Origin of the sequence: Marinobacter excellens LAMA 842 (assembly GCF_001574445.1) — a bacterium.
In the GTDB taxonomy this organism is placed as follows: Bacteria; Pseudomonadota; Gammaproteobacteria; order Pseudomonadales; family Oleiphilaceae; genus Marinobacter; species Marinobacter shengliensis.
In genome coordinates this window covers 74,809-97,409 of record NZ_LOCO01000008.1, presented here as the reverse complement: position 1 = coordinate 97,409, position 22,601 = coordinate 74,809, and the positions used below count along the sequence as shown (strand labels likewise).

The window sequence follows — 22,601 nt, the reverse complement described above, 5'->3', positions numbered from 1 at the left end:
AACAGGCCGGGGCGCGATAGCCAAAACAGATTACCGAAGACTAGCACATTAATTCATTGTTAACCGTCAAGTGGCGGGGTACTTTTGTCGCAATCTGGTCATTCCTTGGCGGTACAGGCTGTACGCCATCAGTCCAGCAAACAGGTTGCCGACCAGGGCCCCGGACATCAATCCGGTGAGTCCGGACACCTGGGCGCCCAGCCAAAGCAAGGGCAGGTAACAGGCGAACAGCCGCAGGGTTGAGATCAACAGTGCCCGCATGGGTAATCCCAGGGCATTGTTGATCGAAACCATCAGCATACAGACCCCCAGGCCGCTATAACTCAGGGGCACCCTGAGCAGATAGCTCAGCAGGATGTCCTGGACATCACCATCCCGGCTGAACAGGGTGGAGACCAGCCCGGATGCAGCCAGCCACACCAGCCCCAGCACCAGTTGCCAGACCACCACAAAGCGCACGGCAATGCGCACCAGTTTGCGGATGTTGTCTAGCTCGCCGGCCCCGAGCATGCGGCCGATCATCGGCGGCATGGACATGGTCAGTGCGAGTACCACCACGATGGAGAAAAACTCGAGCCGGGTGCCCAGCCCCCAGGCGGCCACGGCGGCGGAGCCAAACCCGGCCACCAGCGAGGTGGCCAGCATGGCGGACAGGGGCGGCATCAGTTGGCTGACCATCGCCGGTGCCATGATGCCGCCGAGCTGCTTGATGGCTTTGGCCAGTTGCAGTTGCAGCAGGTCAAAGCGCAGCCATTGGCGTTTGACCAGTGCCGGGAAAACTACCAAAGAGCCAATCCCGAAGGCGGTGATGGTGGCCCAGGCGGCCCCGGGCAGGCCCCAGCCGAAGACAAAGATATACAGTGGGTCCAGGGCAATGTTGAGCAGGCTGGTGGCGATCATCATGTAGCCGGGTAACTTGGTGTCGCCGTTGGCACGGCAGACGGCGTAGCCGAAGTAGAGCAAGGCGCCAAGCCAGGCGGACATAAGCCAGGGCACCCAGTATTCCCGGATGGCGGGCCGGAGTTGGTCTTCGGCGCCGAGGAAGTTGAGTATGCCGGTTTGTAATAGCCAGACTGAGAGGCACAGGATCAGCGCCAGGCTGGCGCCGATGGTGACGACGAGGCCGCCGAGACGTTGGGCGCGGAGGTTGTCGCCCTGGCCCAGGGTTCTGGAGATGATGGCGGTGGTGGCGATGCCGAGGCCCACGTACATGCCGCTGACCAGTTGTTGCATGGGCACGGTGAAGCCCAGGGCGGCGAGGGGGTCGCGGCCAAGCTGGCCGACGAAGGCGCTGTCGGTGAGCTGGAAGGTCATCAGGGAGAGAACGCCGAACAGCATGGGCCAGGTCATTTGGTAGAGCTGGCGGGCCAGGCTTGGGCTTTGGGGTTGGTTCTGCACTTGGGGGTCGGTGCCTTGGGTTTTGGATTCTGGGCGTGGATTCTAACAGGTCTGGCTTTTGGTGCTTGCAAAGGGGAGGGGATGGCTTTCCAAAACACGCTCCTTCGGCACATCCTTGTGACGCTTGGGCTCCGCCATCCATGGCTCCGCACAGTTTTGGAAAGCCATCCCCTCCCCTTCGCCCCAACACAGGTGGGAAACCGTCATCACTCCAAAGCGGGAGGTGGTTCGGTCAGGGCTGGGAGAATCAAAGCACTTTCAACGCCGCTTCGTAATCCGGCTCGTTTTTGATTTCGTTGACCAGTTCGCTGTGCAGCACTTTGTTGTTCTCGTCGAGGACCACAACCGCACGGGCGCACAGGCCGGCCAGGGGGCCGTCCTGGATGGCGACGCCGTAGTCTTGTTGGAAGCTGTAGTTGCGGAAGGTGGAGAGGGTTTCAACGTTGTTCAGGCCTTCGGCTCCGCAGAAGCGGGCGGCGGCGAAGGGGAGGTCGGCGGAGATGACGAGGACGACGGTGTTGTCGAGGCTGCCGGCTTTTTCGTTGAATTTGCGGGTGCTGGCGGCGCAGACGCCGGTGTCGATGCTGGGGATGATGTTGAGGATTTTGCGTTTGCCGGGCCAGCTGTCGAGTTTTACTTCTTCGAGGCCGCTGTTGGTCAGGGTGAATGGGGCAGCGTTTTCGCCGGGCTGGGGGAATTTGCCGCTGACGTCGATGGGGTTGCCGTCCAGGGTGACGTTGCTCATGGTTTGCTCCTTGTCTTGTGGTTTTGGATCTCTGCAATCTACTCTGTGTAGCTTACTTTGGATGACTTTTCATCCCGGGTCACTCAAACCAGCGATTTCTTGCCCGCTAGATGTCAGGTTTAGGGAGTATTTTTAGAGCCCGCTTTGGGTGCTGGTCCGGGTAGGGGATGGCTTTCCAAAACACGCTGTGAATACGTCCCTGTACGCTCTGCTCCGCCATCCATGGCTCCGCAAGGTTTTGGAAAGCCATCCCCTACCCGAACCCTCGACTTGCTCGCGGGTTTTCCAGTCATTGAAGATTTCCGATTACTTTGTCCAAAAGACGGTATCAGTTTGAACCAGCACCTTGGGCCTCAAAGCCCGGTGCTGGGTATCGCTGCACTAGAAACAGGTAACCAATAAGTCCCAGTCCCGCACAAACGGCAATAATCGTGGCCATCACCAGTGGGGTGCCGTCGTGGAGGATGCCTACCAGGGCTCCGGCGGCGGCAGCGGCGGTCATTTGGATGAAGCCGAGGAGGGCGGAGGCGGAGCCGGCCATGGTGGGGTGGTTGGCTAACGCGCCGGCCATGGTTTGGGGCAGGACCATGCCGGTGCCGGCCATGAACAGGGCTTGCGGTAGCACCACGGCCCAGGGGCTGTGGATGTTGTGGTAGGCAAGCAATGTCATGGTGGCGCCGGCGGTGAGGGTGGTGGCCAGGCCGTAGAGCAGGATCTGGTCTGGGAGGTAGCGCCCGGCGAGGCGGATGGAGGCCATGTTGCCGATCAGGTAGCCGCCGGCCGTGATGGCGGTGTACAGGCCGAAGTGCTCGGGGGCGACGCCCAGGACGTCGATCAGTACGAAGGCGGAGCCAGACAGGAAGGCGAACAGGCCGCCGTAGATGGCGGCGCTGGTAAAGGTGTAGCCGATGAAGGTCATGTCGGTGCTGATTCGGCGGTAGTTGCTCATGAGCTGGCAAAACCTGAACGGTTGCCGGTGTTCCGGGCGCAGGGGTTCTGGGATGCCGAAGGCGATGACGGCCATCATGATCAAGGCGTAGGCCGCCATGACGATGAAGATCCAGTGCCAGTCCATGGTGGCTACGATTAACCCGCCGAGCGTGGGCGCCACTGCCGGTGCTAGGGCCATCATGCCGGCAAGCAGGGCGAGAATTTTTGCCGCTTCCCGGGGCGTATAAACGTCCCGCACCACGGCCCTGCCCAGAACCGGTCCTGCGGAGCCTCCCAGAGCCTGGAGGAAGCGAAATAGTTGTAAGGTTTCGATATTGCTGGCCAGGGCACAACCAATACTGGCGAGTGCAAACAGCAGCATACCCCCAATCATGACAGGCTTTCGGCCAAAACGATCAGCCAACGGCCCACAAACTAGCTGGGCAAGGGCAAAACCAATCAGATAGATGCTTAGAGTGAACTGAACCTGATCGGTACCGGCGTTAAAGTCAGCCCCAATCTGCGGCAGCGCAGGCAGGTACATATCAATGGCCATCGGCCCGAGGGCGACCGCGGCGGCGAGTAAAATGGTGGTCCAGATGCTGGTGAGTGCGAGCACGGTTATTCCTGACCCCGGAGTTGGGTGAGAGTGGGGTAGTGCCTCCCAAAACACGCTCCTTGCGGCACATCCATGTGACGCTTGGGCTCCGCCCCTCAGCGCTAATTGCTCCTGCGTCGCGCTGAGGGTCCTGGGCAGGCCATCCATGGCCAGCCCGTGAAGCGCTTCCGCGCTCCACCCCTGGCTCCGCACAGTTTTGGGAGGCACTACCCCACTCTCACCAGCGAACATATGGAGGGGGAGTCTAGGACGGCCGGCCCAGAAAAATAACGGCTTAACCTTTCATGCAATACATGAACAATATTGATTGATTAATCGTGCAAGCCGTTCATGGTGGCCGCCACCGAGTTCACCTGATTGCGAACCCAGCGGTGGGCGGGGTCTGTCTGGTGGCGTCGGTGCCAGAGCATGAGCAGAGTGAAGGGGTTGTATTCAAAGGGTAAAGGCACGTAGGCGAAGTCCCGCATCAGTTGATTGCTCATTCGTTCGGGTGCGGAGGCCAAAAGGTCAGTGCCGCGCAGAAACTCCGGCAGGCCGGAGAAGTTGGAGACCGTCACCACGCTTCGGCGTTTCAGGCCACGGGTGTCCAGAGTCGTGTCCAGACCGGGTTTCTCGCCGGTGGCGAACAGCACAGTGATGTGATCGGCGTTCATGTACTGCGCCAGATCTTCAGGTGCCTGTCGCTCGTTGGGGTCGTAGAACACCACCATCCGGTCCGCCATCAAACCCCGTTGCATGATGTCCGTGGTTTCCGGCGCAAACGGGCTGATAACAAGATCACAGGCCTCTTTGCGCAACAAGTCGGGGTTGGGAATTCCGGATGGAATCACTTGCAAATGAATACCCGGTGCCTGCTCTCGCAGAATTCTGACTAACCCCGGCAGCAACAAATCCCGCTGGTAGTCGTTGGCCGCGATGGTGAAGGTGAACTCCGCCGTCGCCGGCTCAAACGGTGGCCCCGAGGGCAGGGTGCGCAGGTCATCCAGCAACTGGCGAATGTGCGGCCCGGTGCGCAAAGCATAGTCCGTGGGGACAATGCCTCGCCCGGATTTCACAAACAGGGGATCGCCAAAGGCCTGGCGCAAACGCTCCAGAGTATGGCTTACCGCCGATTGGGTCACCCCCAACCGAACGGCCGCACGCGACACCCCGCCCTCGTCCAATACGGCAACGAAGGTGGCGAGAGATCTCAGGTCCAGGTTCAACATATCAACGGGCTTCATGGTTGGCAGTTTAGGCGAGCGCAAGGGCCAAGTCATCAGGAAGCCGGGCCTGGTTGATCGGTTTTTGCCACTAAAGTCCGGTTGGTCTAAATTGAGTAATCGTTCAATATTGAGGCACACTCCCCGGAACAGGAGCAAACATGAAAACCACTCTGGCGTTCGATGTTTACGGAACCTTAGTAGACCCGATGGGCATGTCCCGGCTGCTTGAGCAGGATGCGGGCGAGCAGGCAGCGGCGGTTGCCGGGCTCTGGCGGGAGAAACAGCTGGAGTTTTCCTTCCGGAAGGGCCTGATGCGAGTCTACGAAGATTTTGGCGTATGCACCCGCCAGGCGTTGCGCTATGCCATGGCAGTGCACCAACTGGAGCTAAGCAAGGCACGGGAAGACCAACTCATGGCTGCCTACTTGTCCCTCCCGGCGTTTGACGATGCCTTACCTGCTCTGCAGGCACTGAAAGGCCACTATCCCCTGTTCGCGTTCTCCAACGGCAGCTACCCGGCGCTGGAAAAGGTGCTCGACCACAACAACCTGCTGGAGCAGTTCGATGGCCTGGTGTCGGTGGACGACATCAAAAGCTTCAAGCCAGACCCCGCTGTTTACACCCATGCCCGCCGCGCGACCGGCGCCTGGGACAGCCCCCTATGCCTGGTGTCCAGCAACGCCTGGGACGTGATCGGTGCCAGAGCGGCCGGGTTGTCAGCGATTTGGGTAAAGCGGGATGAAAACCGGGTTTTCGAAGACTGGGGCATAGAGCCGTCAGCAGTAATACAAAGCCTTTCTCAACTTCCCGAGAGTCTTAAAGCACTAAATACCTGAAAGCAGCTCCCAACAGGGCAAATCGAACAGTCAGCGAAGGCAGGCGTTGGGGAGGGGTGCCAAAACGGAAAACGTGGTTTTCCTGATGGTTTTGGCACCCCTCCCCAACGCCTGCCGACAAACTCCGAAAACAGGTCAGTCAGACCGATCCGCCAACCACTCCGCCAGCTCAAGCCAAGAGGCCTTGGGCGCCTTGCTCCCCGCAAGAATCCCCATATGCCCACCCGGCGCCACCCGAAAGGTTTTGTCAGTAGAGCTGACATGATCCATCACCCGCTTCGCCGCCCCCGGCGTGGCCAGAGTGTCTTCCTGGCCGGCAATCGCCAGTAAGTTGGCATTCACATTCTCCAGCCGCGCAAAATCCTCACCGATCTGGATTTGCCCCTTGGCCAGCTGATTATCAATCCACACCCGCACCACCGTATCCTGAATCACCCCGCCAGGATAAGCCACCATCCGGTCCAGAAACGCCGACGTGGTGGCGTGATTGGTGACAAACTCCCGGTCACCCAGGCGCACAATCAGCTCCCAGTAGCCCATCACACTGCCAATCGGATTGGTCAGCTTGAAACCGATGGTATTGGCCCAGCCCGGGGTGTGAAACCAGTGTGGCTTCATACTGTGCAACTGAAACCCCGTGCGTTTGCGCACCACCCCGGCAACATCCGCAATGCGCTGGTACATCCAGCCGATGGCACCGGAGGCATGGCTGTCGATCGGCAGGCCCAGCACGATGGCGTTGCGAATGTGCTGGTCCTTGCTCAGGGCAGAGTAAAACAGCGTGAACATGCCGCCCATACTCCAGCCATGCAGCGACAACTCCTGTTCGCCGCTGTGCTCCCGCACCCGGTTGAGATAGGCCGGCAGCAACTCCGCCACATAGGTGTGCATGTTGTAGTGGGTGTGCTCCCGCTTGGGAGTGCCCCAGTCGATCAAATAAACTTCAAACCCCTTCGCCCGAAGGAATCGCACCAGGCTGCGCTGAGGGAACAGATCGTAGATCAGCATGTTCACCGCCAGGGGCGGGATGATCACAATGGGTGTGCGATGGGTTGTCCGCTCCACCGGAATCACCAGATCGTCCAGCTCGATGAAATCCTCTTTCAGGGGCGGGTAATAGCGCAGGCTGACCAAGCCGTCAGAAAACAGGGTTTCAAATGGGGTCTGGCCCGCCTGCACCAGGCTGGCGGCGCGAAACACCCGGTCAAAGGCGTTGCCGGCATAAAGGGTGCCTTGGCGAGCCAGGTCAGAGGTCAGGTTGAGGGCAGTTTTTACGGGGTTAAGCATGTGTGTTTCCGTTGGTACATCAATCACTGGTCCGGACAGGATAGGCGGGCGGTTGCTCGGGTACCATGGCAAAACCGTCACATCTGGCCGGCACAATGGTCACTTCAGGCCACTGCCCAATCCTGTATCTCATTGTTATGATATCGGCCCTTTGGTCAAACAATGAAAACAGGTTTCTCAATGCTCAGTTTCTTGCCCGCCCCCGTTGTCGGAATACTCAACTCCATCTTGCTGGGCCTCAACACCCTGTTCTGGTGCCTGCTGCTCTATATTCCGGCGGTGCTGAAACTGATCATCCCGCACAAGGGGTTCCGGGTGCTGTGCACCAAAGCCATCATCTGGATCTCGGAGTCCTGGGTGGCTTGCAATACGGGCTGGATGAAACTGACCCACAGTACCCGCTGGCAGGTGACCGGTGCAGACAACCTGAAACGGGAAAGCTGGTACCTGGTGCTTAGCAACCACCAGAGCTGGGTGGATATCTTTTCCATGCAGCGGGTATTCAACCGTCGGGCGCCGTTTCTGAAGTTTTTCCTGAAACAGCAGCTGATCTGGGTGCCAGTGATTGGTCTGGCCTGGTGGGGACTGGATTTCCCGTTTATGAAACGCTACACCCGGGAATACCTGATCAAGCACCCGGAAAAACGCGGTGAAGACCTGAAAGCCACCCGCAAGGCCTGCGAAAAATTCCGCTACACCCCGGTGAGTGTGATGAACTTTGTCGAAGGCACCCGCTTTACCAAAGCCAAACACGACAAGCAGAAATCCCCCTACCAGAACCTGTTGCTGCCGAAAGCCGGTGGCGTGGCCTTTGTACTGGATGCCATGGGCGATTCCATCGACACCCTGGTGGACGTGACCATTGCCTACCCCAACGGTGCACCCACTTTCTGGGATTTCATGTGTGGCCGTGTGCCGGAGGTCCAGCTGGATATCAACACCCAGCTGATTCCGGAGCACTTGAAAGGTCGAGACTATTCCAGCGATGCCGAACATCGTCGGAATGTGAAGGAATGGTTGGGAGAGTTATGGCAAAGCAAGGATCAGCGCCTGACTCAGGCGCTGACTGCGGGCAAGTGAACGAAACGGGTCAGGACTCGTCTTCGTCTTCCACCTCATCCGGATGTTCGCGCTTGTAGCGCTCCCATTCTTCCCAATCGTGAGGCGTCCCGGCATGGGGACGCTTCAGGTGTTTGGCGTGATCCAGCGCGTTTTCACGCAGACTGTGATCACGCTCTTCCTCTTCTTTGTCGAAGCCGTATTTCTTCAGAAATTCCTGGGGGCTGATGGTCATGGTGCACCTCCCGTCAAAGGCTGTTTCCTAAGGAGTACGGTGCGCCTGAATTTTCGGTTTTTCAACCGTTGTCGGTGCCATCACCACGGACAATCTCTTCAGCCTCAAGCAGCTTGAAGTTGATCTGCCGGCGCTCGTCGTCCACCCCGGCGAAGCTGACGGTAACCCGCTGCTCCAGCTGGAAGATACGGCCATTCTTGTTGTGCACCAGGCGCAGGGTGACCGGATCAAAGCCGTACTTGCCCTCCAGGTCCTTGCAGCTGACAAAGCCTTCCAGCCCGTTGCTGTCCAGGCGCACGAAGAAACCGGAGGGCATGGTGCGGCTGATGGTGCCTTCCATGGGGTCTTCCGGCAGGGTCTTGGCGTAGTCGGCTTTGAGCCAGGTTTCCAGGGTGTTGGCGGCCTGGCGAGCGCGGAACTGGGTGGCTTGCAGGGCTTCCAGTTGCTGGCTGTTCAGGGGTTTGATCGGGGTGTTCCAGAGCGCCGCTTTGATCAACCGGTGCACGTAAAAGTCCGAGAATTTGCGCAGCGGTGAGGTGAAGGTGGTGTAGGCGTCCAGCCCCATGCCCTGGTGGGGCGCGGCATCAAAGCCCAGCTCCGCCCGGGCCAGCTGGCGGGACAGTATGGCTTTCACCGGCACTTCGGCTTGCAGCTGGTCACTGTGTTTCATCAGTGCCTTGAAGCCTTCAGCCGTGTTGGCGTCGTGCCCGGCCAGGTGTGGCGCATGGCTTTCGAGCAATTTCCGGATGTTGTCGGCGCGGTCGTCCCGCAGGCCCGGGTGCTGGATAAACAGGCCTTTGCCCTGCCGGGTCAGGAAGTCCGCGGCACAGCGGTTTGCGGCCACCATGCATTCCTCCACCAGCCGGTGGGCTTCGTTCTGCACCGAGGGTTCAATCACCCGGATACGCTTGTTCTCGTCCAGGCGCAGGCGGAATTCCGGCCGGTCCTGGCTCAGCAGCGCGTGTTCGGCGCGCCATTTACGCAGGGCGGTGGCGGCCTGGTGCAGCTGGTCGAGGCTGTTGGCGACTTCGTCTGGCAAAGCCTTGATCTCGTCGTCTTCCCGGCCTTCAATCAGATGGGAAACCAGCTCGTAGCTCAGCTTGCCCTTGGAGCGGATCATGGCCTGATGGAAACTGTAATCGCCCAGGCTGCCGTCGTTATTCACCTGCAGGTCACACACCAGAGCCAGCCTGGGCACATCCGGCATGAGCGAGCACAACCGTGTGCTGATGCTGTCAGGCAGCATGGGCAGCGGCTCGCCCGGGAAATAGATGGCGGTGGCCCGGTTGAAGGCTTCTTCCTCGGCCGGGCTGCCCGGTTCGATCATCGCCGTCGGGTCGGCAATGGCAATGGACAGCGTCCAGCCAGTGGCGTTGGGCGTGGCCATCAGGGCATCGTCCATGTCCTGGGTGCCCGGGCTGTCGATGGTCACATAGGGTTGCTCGGTACGGTCTTCCCGGCCGTCGGTATGGGTCGCGACGGATTCTTCGCTCAGGGCATCGGCTTGTTTCTGAACCTCGTCCGGCCAGGCATCGGCGAGGTCGAAATTGGCCAGGGTGAACGCCCGTTCGATGCCCGGTTGGCCTGCCTTGCCAATGACTCGCAGGACTTTTGCCTGGCCTTTTCCATCCTTGAACGGGTGGCGATGGATCTGGCAGTAGATAAAGTCGTCAGGCTGGGCGCCCATGCGCTCTTTCGGTGGAATGAAGATCCAGCGGTTGATGCCCGGGGTTTCCGGTGCCACAAAATGACCCTTGCCCTTGATCAGGTAGCGACCCACGAAGGTGGTCAGGTGCGATTCCAGCAGCTCGTCTACCACGCCCTGGGTTTTGCCTTTTTCCACTTCCTGCTCGGTGACGTTCACCCGGTCTCCGGGCAGCACCTTCTGCATTTCTTCCGGTGGCAGGAACACATCCCGCCCCTCATCCAGGGCCACAAAGCCGAAGCGCCCGTTGGTGGGCTTGACCGTGCCCGGGAAGACCACCTTGTTCTGCTTGATATCGGTTTTCAGCTGGCGCAACTGATTGAGAGCGTCGGCATTGAGCATGGAGAAAAGACCTGGCTATAAAATGGATGATGCAGCGGAGTATAACGGTTATGCAGGTGGGAGTCAGATCTGTCAGGCCGGGTGTGTCTCCTCGCCGGGAGCAGCGTGGATGCAAACCTGGTTACGCCCTCCCCGCTTGGCCTGGTACAGGGCCTGATCGGCGTTACGGAGCAGGGTATCCATGTCATCGCCCGGCTGGCTGAAATAGCCGCCTAAGCTGATGGTGACGGATGTGCCTGTACGCTGGCTTTCCTGCTCCACGCTGGTTCGCACCCGGTTGGCAATCTGTTCGAGGGTGTCTTTGTCGCAGGGGGACAGCAGCACCACAAACTCGTCGCCACCCCAGCGGCCTGGGTGGTCATAGGGACGAACCGCTGCTTTCAGCCAGAGCGCCACCCGGCACAGAATGTCGTCACCGGCCTGATGGCCACGGGTGTCGTTGATGGTTTTGAAATGGTCGATGTCCAGCCAGATCAGCCCGAATCCCTTGCCTTCACGTTCGGCCCGCTGGATTTCCTGTTCGATGACTTCATCCAGTCCACGGCGGTTCTTCAGGCCCGTGAGGGCATCCACCCGGGCCAGCCGGTGCAGCTCGTCCGTGCGTTTCGCGACTTTGTGCTCCAACTCGGCGGTGGTATCCCGCATCTTGCTGGTCATCTTTTCAAAGTGGTCCACCAGCCGGCCGATTTCGTTGTCCGGTTTGGGCAGGTAGGGCAGGTCGAACCGACCCTCCCGCAGCCGCATCACGGCAGACTCCAGGCTCAATACCGGTTTGAGAATGCGTGACTGAATGATCAGGTGGAAAGCCGTCAGCGAGACCAGCAGCGCCACCAGGAAGACGGCCACCAGAGGCCACAGGTAGCTGGTCGGCACCAGGGCGTTCAGATCCAGCAAGGTGATTTCGAACCAGCCTATGGCCGGCAGGAAGGCCACTCCTGCCAGGTGCTTGCGGCCATCAATGGTGACAAACCCGCTTTCCACTGCGCCGTCCTCGCCGTTGCGCTGTTTGAGCATCTGCAACATGCCCAGGATCTGCTGTTTGTCCTGGCGATCCTCAAACAGCAGGTCCACCGTGTTCTTCTGGCCTTCGGGTTTGATAATACTGGCGAAGTCGATGTAATTGCGGTCGCGGTACAGTTGAATGGCGCCGTTGTAGTCCACGAACAGCGTGGTTATGCCTTCCTGGCCTATGTCGACAATGTCCTGCAGGAAGGTGTCGAGATTGAGACCGGTGCCGACCATGCCGAGAATCTCGTTGCGCTCATCACGCATCAGCATATCAATCCACAACTTGGTGACGCCCAGTTCCTGGTCCGGGTTTACGTTCAGGTGGAAGTCCCGGCCCTCCTCAATCAGCTGGAAAAACCAGGCATCATCCGGCTTTTCCGGATCCAGTACGTAACGGAACTGGTCATTGGCATACTGATTGTCGGAATTGTTGTAGTAATAGTGGCCATTCTCCCGCAGGGCAACAAAGTAACTGTTGTCCCGAAAGTTATTGCGGAAGCTCTCCATCTGGCGGATGGCGGCGGAGGTCAGCTCGGGATTGTCCGGGCTGGCGGCCCATTGCAGCAGGGTAGAGGATTGCGCCATTTGCCGGGCCAGGCCGATTTCCCGTTCCAGGGACTGCAACAGTCGGGCGCTGTCGTAGCGCACCTGAATTTCAGTAACCTGCTTGCCCCAGCGTTCGATGATGTCTTCTGACAGCTCCCGGTAGGCCAGCCAGGAGGCAGACGCCGCGAGAATGATCAGTATTGATGCGAGGCCGAGAAGGCGGGTTTTAAGGCTCAAGCTAAGTCCCTGCGAGTATGTGTTTTGTTTCCAACACTGAGGTTCATAATAGAACAGCCCGGAACGACAGTGTAGAAAAAACAGACAGACCCGCAAACTTCATGAGCGCGCAGCCTGGCCGGCTGCACGCGGAAATCCTGACCTGAGTGCAAAACGGTCAGTTGTGCTCGGCAAACACCCGGGTCTGACCTTCCTTGTTAAACAGGATGACCTTGTAGTGGTCCTTGCGATCACCCATCTCCATGCCGGGCGAGCCTATGGGCATACCCGGAACACTGATGCCGGTGGCTTTCGGGGCCTCGCTCAACAGGCGTTTGATATCATCCGCCGGCACATGGCCTTCCACCACATAGTCACCCACAAAGGCGGTGTGGCAGCTGCCCAGGCCTGGAATCAGGCCGGCGTCGGCCTTGATCTTGCCCATGTCATCGGTGTCGGTGGCGGTGACGTCGAACCCGTTTTCTTCCAGGTGGTCGATCCAGTCGCCACAGCAACCGCAGGTGGGCGATTTATACACGTGAATGCTTTGGGCGGCTCCGCCGGCGACGGCCGTGGTGCTGAACCCCAGGGCGGCCACCAGGCCAAGGGCTAAGGTGTGTTTTTTCATGGCGGTTACCTCGGTAATGCGTGTGTGAACAGGATCATTGGTTCTGCCCGGATTTGTTGCCGGATAACCAGAACCACCAAACCACGGCGGCCATCAGGGCCAGCCCTGCTGCGTTGACCAGAATCGTCTCCATCAGTTCCGCTCCTCTTGCCTTGCCGGGGTGTGGCTGCTTTTGAACAGGCGCAGCCGGTTGGCATTGGATACCACCGTCACCGACGACAACGACATGGCGGCACCCGCCAGAATCGGACTCATCAGGATGCCCCACACAGGGTAGAGCAGGCCGGCGGCCACGGGAATACCCATTGTGTTGTATACAAACGCTCCGAACAGGTTCTGTTTGATGTTGGTGACGGTTGCCCGGGAAATCTCGATGGCATCCGGCACCCCGTGCAGGGACCCGCGCATCAGGGTTATGGCTGCGCTTTCAATGGCGACATCGGTGCCGGTGCCAATGGCAAAACCGACATCCGCGGCTGCCAGGGCCGGGGCGTCGTTGATTCCATCGCCCACCATGGCCACGGTGTAGCCTTTACCGCGCATTTCGCTGACCACTTCGGCCTTGTTTTCGGGCAGTACCTCGGCCCGGTAGTCATCAATGCCGGCTTTCAAGGCGATGGCCCTGGCGGTGGCATCAACGTCCCCTGTGACCATCATCACCTTGATACCCGCGTCATGCAGGCGGCGGATGGCGGCTTCGGAATCCGGCTTGATGGCGTCGGCTACCCCGATAACGCCCTGTACCTGATCACCCAGCGCCAGAAATAACGGCGTGCCGGCCTCCTCGGTAATGGTGTTGGCGGCCGAATCCAGGTTTGTTACGTTGATGCCTTCGGCCTCCAGCCAGCGCCGGTTGCCGAGGCGCACCCTCTGGCCATCGAACTGACCTTGCACGCCCTTACCGTTGAGTGCTTCAAAGTCTGTCACTGTCTCAGGCTCTACGCCATCTTCACGGGCCCGGTTCAGCACCGCTTCTGCCAGTGGGTGTTCGGAATGGCGCTCCAGCCCGGCTGCCAGCGCCAACAGCGTGGCATTGCTATCAACGGCAGTTATCCGTGTGACGGCCGGGTGGCCCTCGGTGATGGTGCCGGTCTTGTCCAGAATCACCAGATCGATCTTGCCGGCGGTCTGCAACGCATCCCCTTGGCGAATCAGCGCGCCATACTCGGCAGCCTTGCCGACGCCCACCATCACCGACATCGGCGTGGCCAGGCCCAAAGCACAGGGGCAGGCAATGATCAGCACGGTGGTGGCCGCTATCATCATGTGAACCACCGCCGGCTCTGGCCCCACGTTGTACCAGACCAGTGCCGCGCCGATGGCAACCAGCATGACCGTGGGCACGAACACCGAGGAAATCTTGTCGGCCAACCGGCCAATGGCCGGTTTCGAGCCCTGGGCTTTTTTCACCAGCTTGATGATCTGCGCCAGCGCCGTCTCGCTGCCGACACGGGTGGCTTCGTAAATGATCGAACCGTGGGTGTTCAGAGTACCGGCCGACACCTCATCATCCTTCGCCTTGCTCACCGGCATGGGTTCGCCAGTCAGCATGCTTTCGTCGATGCGGGTGCTGCCTTCCACGATCACCCCGTCTACCGGCAACTTCTCTCCGGGCCGAACCCGTATGTGGTCGCCCTTGCGAACCTGCTCAACGGGAAGGTCCTGTTCTTCGCCGTTGCGAATCACCCGGGCGGTCTTGGCCCGCAGGTCCAGCAACCGCCGCACCGCCTCAGAGGTTTTGCCCTTGGCCCGTAACTCCAAGGCCTGGCCCAGGTTGATCAGGCCGATGATCATGGCGGAAGCTTCAAAATACACATGCCGCGCCATCTCCGGCAGCAGCTCCGGCACGCTCGACACCACCATGGAATACAGCCAGGCGGTACCGGTACCCAGGGCAATCAAGGTGTCCATGTTGGCGTTATGGTGTTTGAAGGCCTTCCAGGCCCCGGTGAAGAAATGCCCACCGGTAGCGATCATCACACCCAGGGTCAGAACGCCGAAATTGATCCAGGTAAGCTGATTGGCCTCGGTCACCATCATGGTGTCGAAACCCATACCCCAGACCATCAACACCAAGCCGAGGCCCAGACTGATGGCCATCTTCACCAGCAGCACTTTGTACTGCTTTTTATCCTCCGCTTGCCGGCGATCATCAGCGGCGTCGGCATCTTCAATCACACTGGCGCCATAGCCGGCACTTTCCACCGCCTTGATGAGCGCATCCGGCTCGGCCTTGCCGCTGGCCGTAGCCGTGTTATCCGCCAGGTTCATATGAGCATGGGTCACCCCCGGCACAGACAGCAACGCCTTCTCGATACTGGCAACACAGGATGCGCAGGTTGCCCCTGAAACCGACAGCGCAGTCTGATCATCCTTCGCTGCTTCGGCTGCCTGACCAGGTTCAGTTGCCGACTCGGCGGGCGCTTGGCCAGCGCCGGAAGTGCGGTTGTGCGAAGAGGCTGTTTTTGAAGCGCAACAAGACGCAGGCTCTGAATTCGTCAGAGGCTCTGCCGGATACCCCGTTTCCGTTACAACCCGCGCCGCCTCGACCAGATCCACCCCGTCAGGCAAGGCCACCGTCTGCGCGTCTATATCGACCTCAACCAGCTCGGTACTGCCGGTCATCGGCTCCAGGGCCGTGCGAATCTTCCTGGCACAGCCCTGACAGGTGGCACCGGAAATCGACAGCGCCGGTTTCAGTTCAGGTGCATCACTCATGCTTTGGCTCCTCGCAACAAGACTCGGCCGAGGGATCGTCCCAGTGCTCAATCAACCGACAAATGGTATGCCCATCCGGCGTCCCGTCCGGCATCTCCTGCCAGGCAGCCAACGCCGAAATCATCCGCTTGCGCAACTGCTGCAATTCGGCAATCTCCCGCTCAACCACCACCAACCGCTGCTGAAACACGTCCCGAACCATCGGGCAGGGCGAATGACGATCATCGGCCCGGGCCAGAATCTGCCGAATCTCCGGCAACGAAAACCCCAACTGCCTGGCTTTACGGGCAAACCGAAGCCGGCGCAGATCTTCAGCATCGTACTGCTGGTAGTTGTTGTCCGGGTTGCGGGTGGGTTGTAACAGACCCTCCCGGGTGTAGAACCGGACGGTATCGGGGTTCACCCCGGCGGCGGTGGCGATCTCTTTGACTTTCATGACGCGGTACTCACCAATATTCAAGAATACAAAAGGAATCCACGACTAAAGTTGGCGGAGTGCCGTGGCGGGGATAGCTTCCGAAAATGCTTGTAGCCATGGATGGCGGAAAGCAAGCGTACACGGACGTACTTGCAGCGGTTTTCGGAAGCTATCCCCGCCATGGCACGTCCATCTCCAACAGATGGAGATTAGACTAAAACCTTGGACCAACTCATAGGTCAAAGGTTTTCAGGCAGGATATCAGGAAGAGGAGTTTTTAGAGCGAAGAAACACACCACAAGACTTACACTGATCAGGCGCCATCAGCTTCGCCTGCCAGCCAATCTTCACGCCACAGGCCGGGCATTGAAGCCGCAACTGCAACACCACAATCGGAGCCACCAGCAACACCAGCAAAAACCCGAGCGAACCCCAATCATCGCCGCTGGAAATGCCCAGTTGACTGCTGAACACCAACACCACAATCAGTGCGACAAACGCAAAGATAAAATAATTCTTGTTCCAACGCTCCCAGCGGCGCAGCCTGGCATCCTGCTCCGGAGTCAGATATCTGGCAGACATAAACATCACTCAAAGAAAAAGTTAAAGAGAAGTTTGGGGATCAGAAGCCGCAATTACAAACCCGATTTAACAGTCTGGCCGGTAAACAGAATGCCCTCCGCAAGGGCCGTCTCCAGGTCTTCAGCCGGAATCGGCCGGCTGATCAGATAGCCCTGGGCCAGGTTGCACCGGTGCGTCTTGAGGAAGTTCAGTTGCTCCTCGGTTTCCACGCCCTCGGCCACCACCTGAATGCCGAGGTTGTGGGCAAGATTGATCACGGCCCGAGTGATGACCGCGTCGTCATGGCGCTCGGTCACATCGGTGATAAACGACCGGTCAATTTTCAGCAGATCTACCGGGAAATCCCGCAAATAGCCGAGAGACGAATAGCCCACGCCGAAATCATCAATGGCCAGGTGAACCCCCAGCTGATGCAGACGCGACAACTGATTCAGGTTGTGTTCAATGTTCTGGATGAAGATCTCTTCCGTCAGCTCCACTTCCAGCATGCTCGGGTCCACTTCTTCCGATAGCAGGGCATCCCGTACATGTTCCACCAATGATTCATCATCCAGCTCCCGGCCCGAAAGATTCACCGCGATCCGAAGTTGCTCGCAAGCCGTGCCGCGCCAATTGGCGAGCTGGCGACAGGCGGCAAGCACCACCCATCGGCCGATCTCGGTAATCCGACCGCTCTCTTCGGCCAGGGGGATGAACTCGATGGGTGCCAAAAGCCCGCGGCGGGGGTGCTGCCAGCGAATCAGGGCTTCCACACTGTTGATCTCGCCCGTTTGAAGGTTCAACTGGGGCTGGTAGAACAGCACGAACTCGTCGTTGGCCAGGGCCTGGCTCAGATCCTTGTCCAGCTCCAGGCGCATCACCTCACGGTCCTGCATGCCTTCGGTGTAGAACTGGTAAGTATTGCGGCCCTGCTCCTTGGCACGGTAAAGGGCAATATCGGCATTCCGGAGCAGGGTGTCGGCGTCCAGTCCGCTCTGGGGATACACGGCGACACCCATGGTGGCGGTAACGCTGTGGGCATCGCCCTGAACCTCGAATGGTTCGGCAAAGCACTGCTTGATCTGGCCAAGCAGGTGAATTACATCATCAATGTCGTCGACGTGTTGCTGGCAGATCATGAACTCGTCGCCGCCTGAGTAGGCCACCAGAATCCGCTCATTACTCAGGCTGTTCAGCCGCTCAGAGACCTTGATCAACAATTCGTCGCCAAACTGATGGCCGAGGGAATCGTTGAGCATCTGGAACCGGTCCAGGTCAATCATGACCAGCCCCACCTGGCGCATTTGCCGGTCGGCGATGTTCAGGGTGTGAGCGAGGTCTTCCATGAAGAACCGGCGATTGGCCAGGCCAGTGAGGGTATCGGTGGATTCCAGTCGCTCCAGGTCCACCTGCATGGCGACACGCTGATCAATCTCCCGCTCCAGCTCCCGGCGGGTTTTCAAAAGCGCCTGGTTACGCTTGAGGATCAACTGGACAAGCAAAGTGGTCAGGCTGGTAAGCAGGCCCATAAAGACCAGGCTTGCGAAAGTAAGCATCGGCCAGGAACTGCGTTGGCTGTCGACCCAGGATTGATTGGGGCGTAACGTCAGGGTCCAATCCAGAGTGGGGAACTGCACGGGCACAGTGAAGCTGAAGTTCCTGGCAATCTCGGTGTCTGAGTTGAGAACGTAGGCAGGCTCTCCGGAGTCCCGGATTTCAATCTGAAAGTGTTCCAGTACCCGGCTGGTCAGTAACTGCTCGGCCAGAACTTCCATCCTGAACACACCGGCCATGTAGCCGTTATTGGTGTCTCCGGCGCCCACGGGGTAATAAATCACCATGCCCTTGCCGCCCTGGCGAAGATCGATGATACCGGACAGATCATAATCACCGGTGGCTGCTGCTTTATCCAGTGCTTCGCGGCGCTGGTCGTTGAACGCCACGTTATAACCCACCACGTCCTGATTGCCAGCCAGCGGTTCCAGCCATCGGATGATGTAGTTGGAATCAATCCACTCGATGGCCTGGTAAACACCAAAATCTTCCAGGTAGTTGCGTGCGTCCACACGCCATTGCGATTCCGGGGTGTCGGGCTGGGTATACAGTCGATAGGCCATGCGCCCGATGGCCTGAACGTGCACCAGGAATTCCCGCTCCAGGTTATCCGTCAGCGCCCTGGCTTCATTACGGAGGTTGGCTTCGATCTGACGGTTATCCTGCTGGATAAGCCCTTCCCGGAGGCCTGCGGCAATGGCAAGAAAAACCAGAAAAATGACCAGTACAAACACCGGGCTCATAAGCCATCGGACAACAAGGCTGGTACCGGTTTCGGGTTTTGCCACAGTGTACTCCAGATCGTTAAAAGACAGGCTGAACAGGTTTAACGGCCAATCGCGCTTGATTATGAGCCATAGTTATCCTGTTTGGCCATGCCCCATTGGGTCTGGTACTCCGGAAGCGGGTTGGAGCAGCGGTGATTGCGGGTACACGGAGTCAGGCTCGTTCGGCGATCGGCCTTATACCAAGCTTCGGAATTTCCTGCTTCGGGCAGCGGTCCATAACCACCCTCAATCCGGCGGCTTCGGCACGGGCAGCACCGGATTTGTTGATCACACCGATCTGCAGCCAGAGCACCGGAATCTTCTGTTCAATGGCCTGGTCGATCACCGCGTCGGTGCGTTCCGGGGCCAGGAACAGCTCAGCCATGTCTACGGGTTCCGGGAGTGATGCCAGGTCAGCATACACTGTCTCACCGAGCACTTGCTGGCCGGCCAGGCGCGGATTTACCGGGATCACACGGTAGCCCTGGCGCTGCAGGTATTCCATCACTTCGTGGGAGGGGCGGTTGGGTTTCTCGCTGGCACCAACCAACGCAATGGTACGCACAGATTCGAGAATATCCCGGATCTGGTCAGGGGCATTGCTAGGCATCGGGGCAGACCTCGAAGAATTAACGGTGGGCCTCAAGGCAGACAGAGACCGATTCCGCATAGCGTAACGCGTGCGGCTTGTCGATTTCCACCTGTGCCCACTGCACGGCATGATGTTCCATCACAATTTCGAGAACTTCGTGGGTCAGCCGTTCCAGCAGGGCAAAACTGTTGCCGTCCACATGCCCGATGATTTGCTTGGTGATGGTGCGGTAATTCAGGGCAGCGGAGATTTCGTTCCGGTCAATGGCGGCGGAGGCATCGTAGCGAAGGGTGACGTTGATCACCACATCCTGCTGGTTGTTGATCTCTTCTTCCTTGATGCCAATGTAGGCACGGAGCAGAAGGTTCTTGATCCTGACCGTGGCCAGGTGATCACCAGTCATGGTTGTCATGATGCCTCCGTTTTCGGCGTCTGGTTCAGCGATTGTTGCCAATCAGGGTAAGAAATTCGGTGCGTGTGGCCTGTGATTTCCGGAACTGTCCCAGCATCATCGAGGTTTTCATGCGGGAGTTCTGTTTCTCCACGCCCCGCATCATCATGCACATGTGCTGGGCCTCGATAACCACAGCGACACCTTTGGCATTGGTAACGCTTTCCACCGCTTCCGCGATCTGGCGGGTCAGGTTCTCCTGAATCTGCAGGCGGCGAGCATACATATCCACAATGCGAGCAAACTTGGACAGGCCCAGTACCCTGCCCTGGGGCAGATAGGCGATGTGGCATTTGCCGATGAACGGCAGCATATGGTGTTCACACATGCTGTACAGCTCGATGTCCTGGACCACCACCATTTCATCCATGGCGGATTCGAACACAGCATTGTTGACCAGGTCAGCAAGATCCTGCTGGTAACCCCGGGTCAGGAACTGCATGGCCTTGGCGGCCCGCATCGGAGTGTCCTGAAGACCTTCGCGGTCGGCATTTTCGCCGAGGCCTTCAATGATGGCGCGGTAATGACCAGCAAGGTCGTCCAGAGGTAAGGTCATAATCGTTTCCGGTTTGTGTCTGATAAAGGGCGCAAGCTTAAGGGAATTTTCAGGCCATCTCCACGGTTTACGCCGGTTTGCCCATTATGGACCAGTTCACGGGCAGCGTTTAGTGATCTGGCAGCCAGTACGGCTTTGGACTAAAGTGGAGGTTCCTCAGGTAGATCGGGACGAACAAATGGAGCAGGTGATACCCGGTTCACAAATCAGGGCAGAAAGCCGCCAGGATACCTATACCCTCGAGGCGTGGCAGCAGGCCGGTAAATGGTTCAGCTACGATGGCCATGCCATCTTCAGTCGCATGGCTGGAAAAGGCTCGCCGCTGGTGCTTCTGCACGGGTTTCCGACCGCCAGCTGGGACTGGAGCCGGTTATGGCCGATGCTGGCGTCTGGCCACCAACTGCTGGCTGTCGATATGCTAGGCTTCGGGTTTTCCGACAAGCCCCGCAACTATGTTTACAGCATTGAGGACCAGGCGGATCTGATCCAGGGCTGGATCGAAGGCCTGGGACTGGATTCGGTGCACCTGTTCGCCCACGATTATGGATCTTCGGTGGCACAGGAACTGCTGGCCAGAGACCAGGAAGGATCATTGCCCTTCGCAATCAACAGCGTGTGTTTACTCAACGGAGGCCTGTTCCCTGAGGTGCACAGCCCGCTGTTTATCCAGAAAGTCCTGAAGAGTCCCCTGGGTGGGCTGATCAGCCGTGGGCTTACCCGGGGTAGCTTCGAAAGGAATTTCCGCCGGCTGTTTGGTGACCGGAATCCTCCGGCCCAGCAGGATCTGGAGGATTTCTGGCATCTTCTCACTTACAACAATGGCCGTGGGATCCTGCATGAACTGATTCAGTTTATGGAGGAACGTCGTTGCCATCGAAATCGCTGGGTCGGAGCCCTGCAGAATGCTCAACAGCCGATGCGCCTGATCTCCGGCGCTGCGGATCCGGTTTCGGGCGCGGCCACGGTGCGGCGCTACCGGGAATTGATCCGGAACCCGGACGTCATCAGTCTCCGGAATATCGGCCACTACCCGCACTTCGAATCGCCCTGGGATGTATTCAGTGCTTACCGGGATTTCCGCACCGGGCTTGAGTCCTGACCTTGTTCAAACTACAGCGCTGGTATCGCCGGCCGGGGTCGACGGCCCCGCAGCGTGGGCTGATTCATTGGAAGGCCGGGCCGCATTGACCACCTGATTGCGGCCCTTTGCCTTGGCGTCGTACAGCGCCTGATCCGCACGGTTCAGCCAAACCGACCAGGTCTCGCCACGGCACACTTCCGCTACGCTGGCACTGGCGGTCAGCTTTATGTCATCCAGAAACGGCCTGGCACTGATGCTGGTCAGTAACTGGTGGGCCAGGGTGTCGGCATCCTTCTGGCGGGTTTCCGGCAACACCACCATGAACTCTTCGCCGCCAATACGGAACAGCTGATCACTTTCCCGCAGTCGCTTCCGCAGCCGGATGGTCATTTCCTTAAGCACCCGGTCGCCGGCCAGGTGCCCCCAGCGGTCATTGATGGTCTTGAAATAATCCAGATCAATCAGCACCAGGCTGGACACCCTCTCATAGCGCTCCCGCAGCTGAATCTGGCTGTTCAGAATGTCGGCCAGCTGAGACCGGTTCAGGCAGCCGGTGAGCGGGTCAGTCGTGGCCAGCCGGGTCAGCTCCTGTTGGAGCCGGCCCACCAGCCAGGCGAAGATCATGGCAAACAGGCAACTCAGCCCCAGGGAGAAGGTGATCCGCCAGAAATCGGCTTCGGGAAACTGAAGGAATGACACCACGGCCATGACGCTGACAAAAATGATGTTGCAGACAATGGCTTCTTTCAGCGGTAACAGGAAAAACAGTGCGATAGCCGCTGGATAGGCCCAGTAAAGACCGGCGTGACCGTTAATGGATGTCGAGTAGGCCGCGCAGACCACGGCCAGAATCGGAAACAGGCGCCCTTTCAGGAAATAGACACTGCGCAACCGCAGGAACAGGATCACGAGGGCTGCGTTGACACAGAACAGAATCAGCAGGGCAGACAGCAGAAAGTTACCGTGTTGCCATTGCACCATCACCAGAGGCGCCACGGCGATAAAGGCCCAGATATGCAGGTGGTACACCAGCTGACGTTTGAAACCCAATACTGCAAGGGTTGGATTGGTCGCCATGGTATCCGGCGAGGCAAAAAGGTTCACAGCCTACTCCTGCAGCTCATGGCTGGCATACATCCCTGAA

20 protein-coding genes are annotated in these 22,601 nt (G+C 58.9%); 3 read left to right on the top strand and 17 right to left on the bottom strand.

The window, feature by feature from the left end; all coding sequences use genetic code 11:
- Positions 1-66 precede the first annotated feature (66 nt).
- The 4 genes from J122_RS09330 to J122_RS09315 form a co-directional block, all read right to left on the bottom strand.
- Positions 67-1,398, bottom strand: coding sequence for an MATE family efflux transporter (locus J122_RS09330; protein WP_227510156.1), 1,332 nt, complete (start codon positions 1,396-1,398; stop codon positions 67-69).
- Between the two features lie 247 nt (positions 1,399-1,645).
- On the bottom strand, positions 1,646-2,143 hold the full coding sequence (gene tpx, locus J122_RS09325; protein ID WP_061331988.1) for a thiol peroxidase: 498 nt from the start codon (positions 2,141-2,143) through the stop codon (positions 1,646-1,648).
- Between the two features lie 328 nt (positions 2,144-2,471).
- Entirely contained in the window at positions 2,472-3,692 is a 1,221-nt protein-coding gene (locus J122_RS09320; protein WP_061331987.1) for a multidrug effflux MFS transporter, read from the bottom strand.
- Between the two features lie 311 nt (positions 3,693-4,003).
- Positions 4,004-4,915, bottom strand: coding sequence for a LysR family transcriptional regulator (locus J122_RS09315; protein ID WP_061332077.1), 912 nt, complete (start codon positions 4,913-4,915; stop codon positions 4,004-4,006).
- Between the two features lie 140 nt (positions 4,916-5,055).
- Here J122_RS09315 and J122_RS09310 point away from each other — a divergent pair, with 140 nt between their 5' ends.
- Positions 5,056-5,733, top strand: a complete 678-nt coding sequence (locus J122_RS09310) for a haloacid dehalogenase type II (RefSeq protein ID WP_061331986.1) — start codon at positions 5,056-5,058, stop codon at positions 5,731-5,733.
- Between the two features lie 135 nt (positions 5,734-5,868).
- Here J122_RS09310 and J122_RS09305 read toward each other — a convergent pair whose 3' ends face one another.
- Positions 5,869-7,020: an alpha/beta fold hydrolase gene (locus J122_RS09305; RefSeq protein WP_061331985.1), complete on the bottom strand. Its 1,152-nt coding sequence runs from the start codon at positions 7,018-7,020 to the stop codon at positions 5,869-5,871.
- A 180-nt stretch (positions 7,021-7,200) separates the two neighbouring features.
- On the opposite strand from J122_RS09305, the gene J122_RS09300 reads away from it, so the two are divergent.
- The gene (locus tag J122_RS09300; RefSeq protein ID WP_061331984.1) at positions 7,201-8,100 is read left to right on the top strand and encodes an acyltransferase; all 900 of its coding nucleotides are present in this window, start codon (positions 7,201-7,203) and stop codon (positions 8,098-8,100) included.
- A gap of 10 nt (positions 8,101-8,110) precedes the next feature.
- On the opposite strand, the gene J122_RS09295 is transcribed toward J122_RS09300, so the two are convergent.
- The 11 genes from J122_RS09295 to folE all read right to left on the bottom strand — a co-directional run bounded on the left by J122_RS09295 (position 8,111) and on the right by folE (position 20,376).
- The gene (locus tag J122_RS09295; RefSeq protein ID WP_061331983.1) at positions 8,111-8,314 is read right to left on the bottom strand and encodes a hypothetical protein; all 204 of its coding nucleotides are present in this window, start codon (positions 8,312-8,314) and stop codon (positions 8,111-8,113) included.
- 61 nt (positions 8,315-8,375) lie between these two features.
- Positions 8,376-10,361, bottom strand: a complete 1,986-nt coding sequence (locus tag J122_RS09290; protein WP_061331982.1) for a ribonuclease R family protein — start codon at positions 10,359-10,361, stop codon at positions 8,376-8,378.
- Between the two features lie 72 nt (positions 10,362-10,433).
- Positions 10,434-12,152 (bottom strand): sensor domain-containing diguanylate cyclase, encoded by a 1,719-nt coding sequence (locus J122_RS09285; RefSeq protein WP_061331981.1) that lies wholly within the window; start codon positions 12,150-12,152, stop codon positions 10,434-10,436.
- A 157-nt stretch (positions 12,153-12,309) separates the two neighbouring features.
- Positions 12,310-12,759, bottom strand: a complete 450-nt coding sequence (locus tag J122_RS09280; RefSeq protein WP_058090796.1) for a DUF411 domain-containing protein — start codon at positions 12,757-12,759, stop codon at positions 12,310-12,312.
- Between the two features lie 132 nt (positions 12,760-12,891).
- Entirely contained in the window at positions 12,892-15,477 is a 2,586-nt protein-coding gene (locus J122_RS09275) for a heavy metal translocating P-type ATPase (RefSeq protein ID WP_061331980.1), read from the bottom strand.
- A complete protein-coding gene (locus J122_RS09270) occupies positions 15,470-15,913 on the bottom strand; it encodes a MerR family transcriptional regulator (RefSeq protein WP_061331979.1) in 444 nt (147 codons plus the stop codon). Before J122_RS09270 ends, J122_RS09275 begins: the two co-directional genes overlap by 8 nt.
- A gap of 243 nt (positions 15,914-16,156) precedes the next feature.
- On the bottom strand, positions 16,157-16,477 hold the full coding sequence (locus J122_RS09265; RefSeq protein ID WP_058090794.1) for a hypothetical protein: 321 nt from the start codon (positions 16,475-16,477) through the stop codon (positions 16,157-16,159).
- A 53-nt stretch (positions 16,478-16,530) separates the two neighbouring features.
- Positions 16,531-18,798 carry an EAL domain-containing protein gene (locus J122_RS09260; protein WP_227510154.1) on the bottom strand — a complete coding sequence of 756 codons (2,268 nt, stop codon included), beginning with the start codon at positions 18,796-18,798 and terminating at the stop codon, positions 16,531-16,533.
- A 151-nt stretch (positions 18,799-18,949) separates the two neighbouring features.
- A complete protein-coding gene (locus J122_RS09255; protein WP_061331978.1) occupies positions 18,950-19,387 on the bottom strand; it encodes a CoA-binding protein in 438 nt (145 codons plus the stop codon).
- A gap of 19 nt (positions 19,388-19,406) precedes the next feature.
- Positions 19,407-19,781 carry a dihydroneopterin triphosphate 2'-epimerase gene (folX, locus tag J122_RS09250; protein ID WP_061331977.1) on the bottom strand — a complete coding sequence of 125 codons (375 nt, stop codon included), beginning with the start codon at positions 19,779-19,781 and terminating at the stop codon, positions 19,407-19,409.
- Between the two features lie 25 nt (positions 19,782-19,806).
- Positions 19,807-20,376, bottom strand: a complete 570-nt coding sequence (gene folE / locus J122_RS09245) for a GTP cyclohydrolase I FolE (protein ID WP_058090792.1) — start codon at positions 20,374-20,376, stop codon at positions 19,807-19,809.
- Between the two features lie 178 nt (positions 20,377-20,554).
- Here folE and J122_RS09240 point away from each other — a divergent pair, with 178 nt between their 5' ends.
- Positions 20,555-21,475 carry an alpha/beta fold hydrolase gene (locus tag J122_RS09240; protein ID WP_061331976.1) on the top strand — a complete coding sequence of 307 codons (921 nt, stop codon included), beginning with the start codon at positions 20,555-20,557 and terminating at the stop codon, positions 21,473-21,475.
- A 6-nt stretch (positions 21,476-21,481) separates the two neighbouring features.
- On the opposite strand, the gene J122_RS09235 is transcribed toward J122_RS09240, so the two are convergent.
- On the bottom strand, positions 21,482-22,561 hold the full coding sequence (locus J122_RS09235) for a GGDEF domain-containing protein (protein WP_227510153.1): 1,080 nt from the start codon (positions 22,559-22,561) through the stop codon (positions 21,482-21,484).
- Positions 22,562-22,601 lie beyond the last annotated feature (40 nt).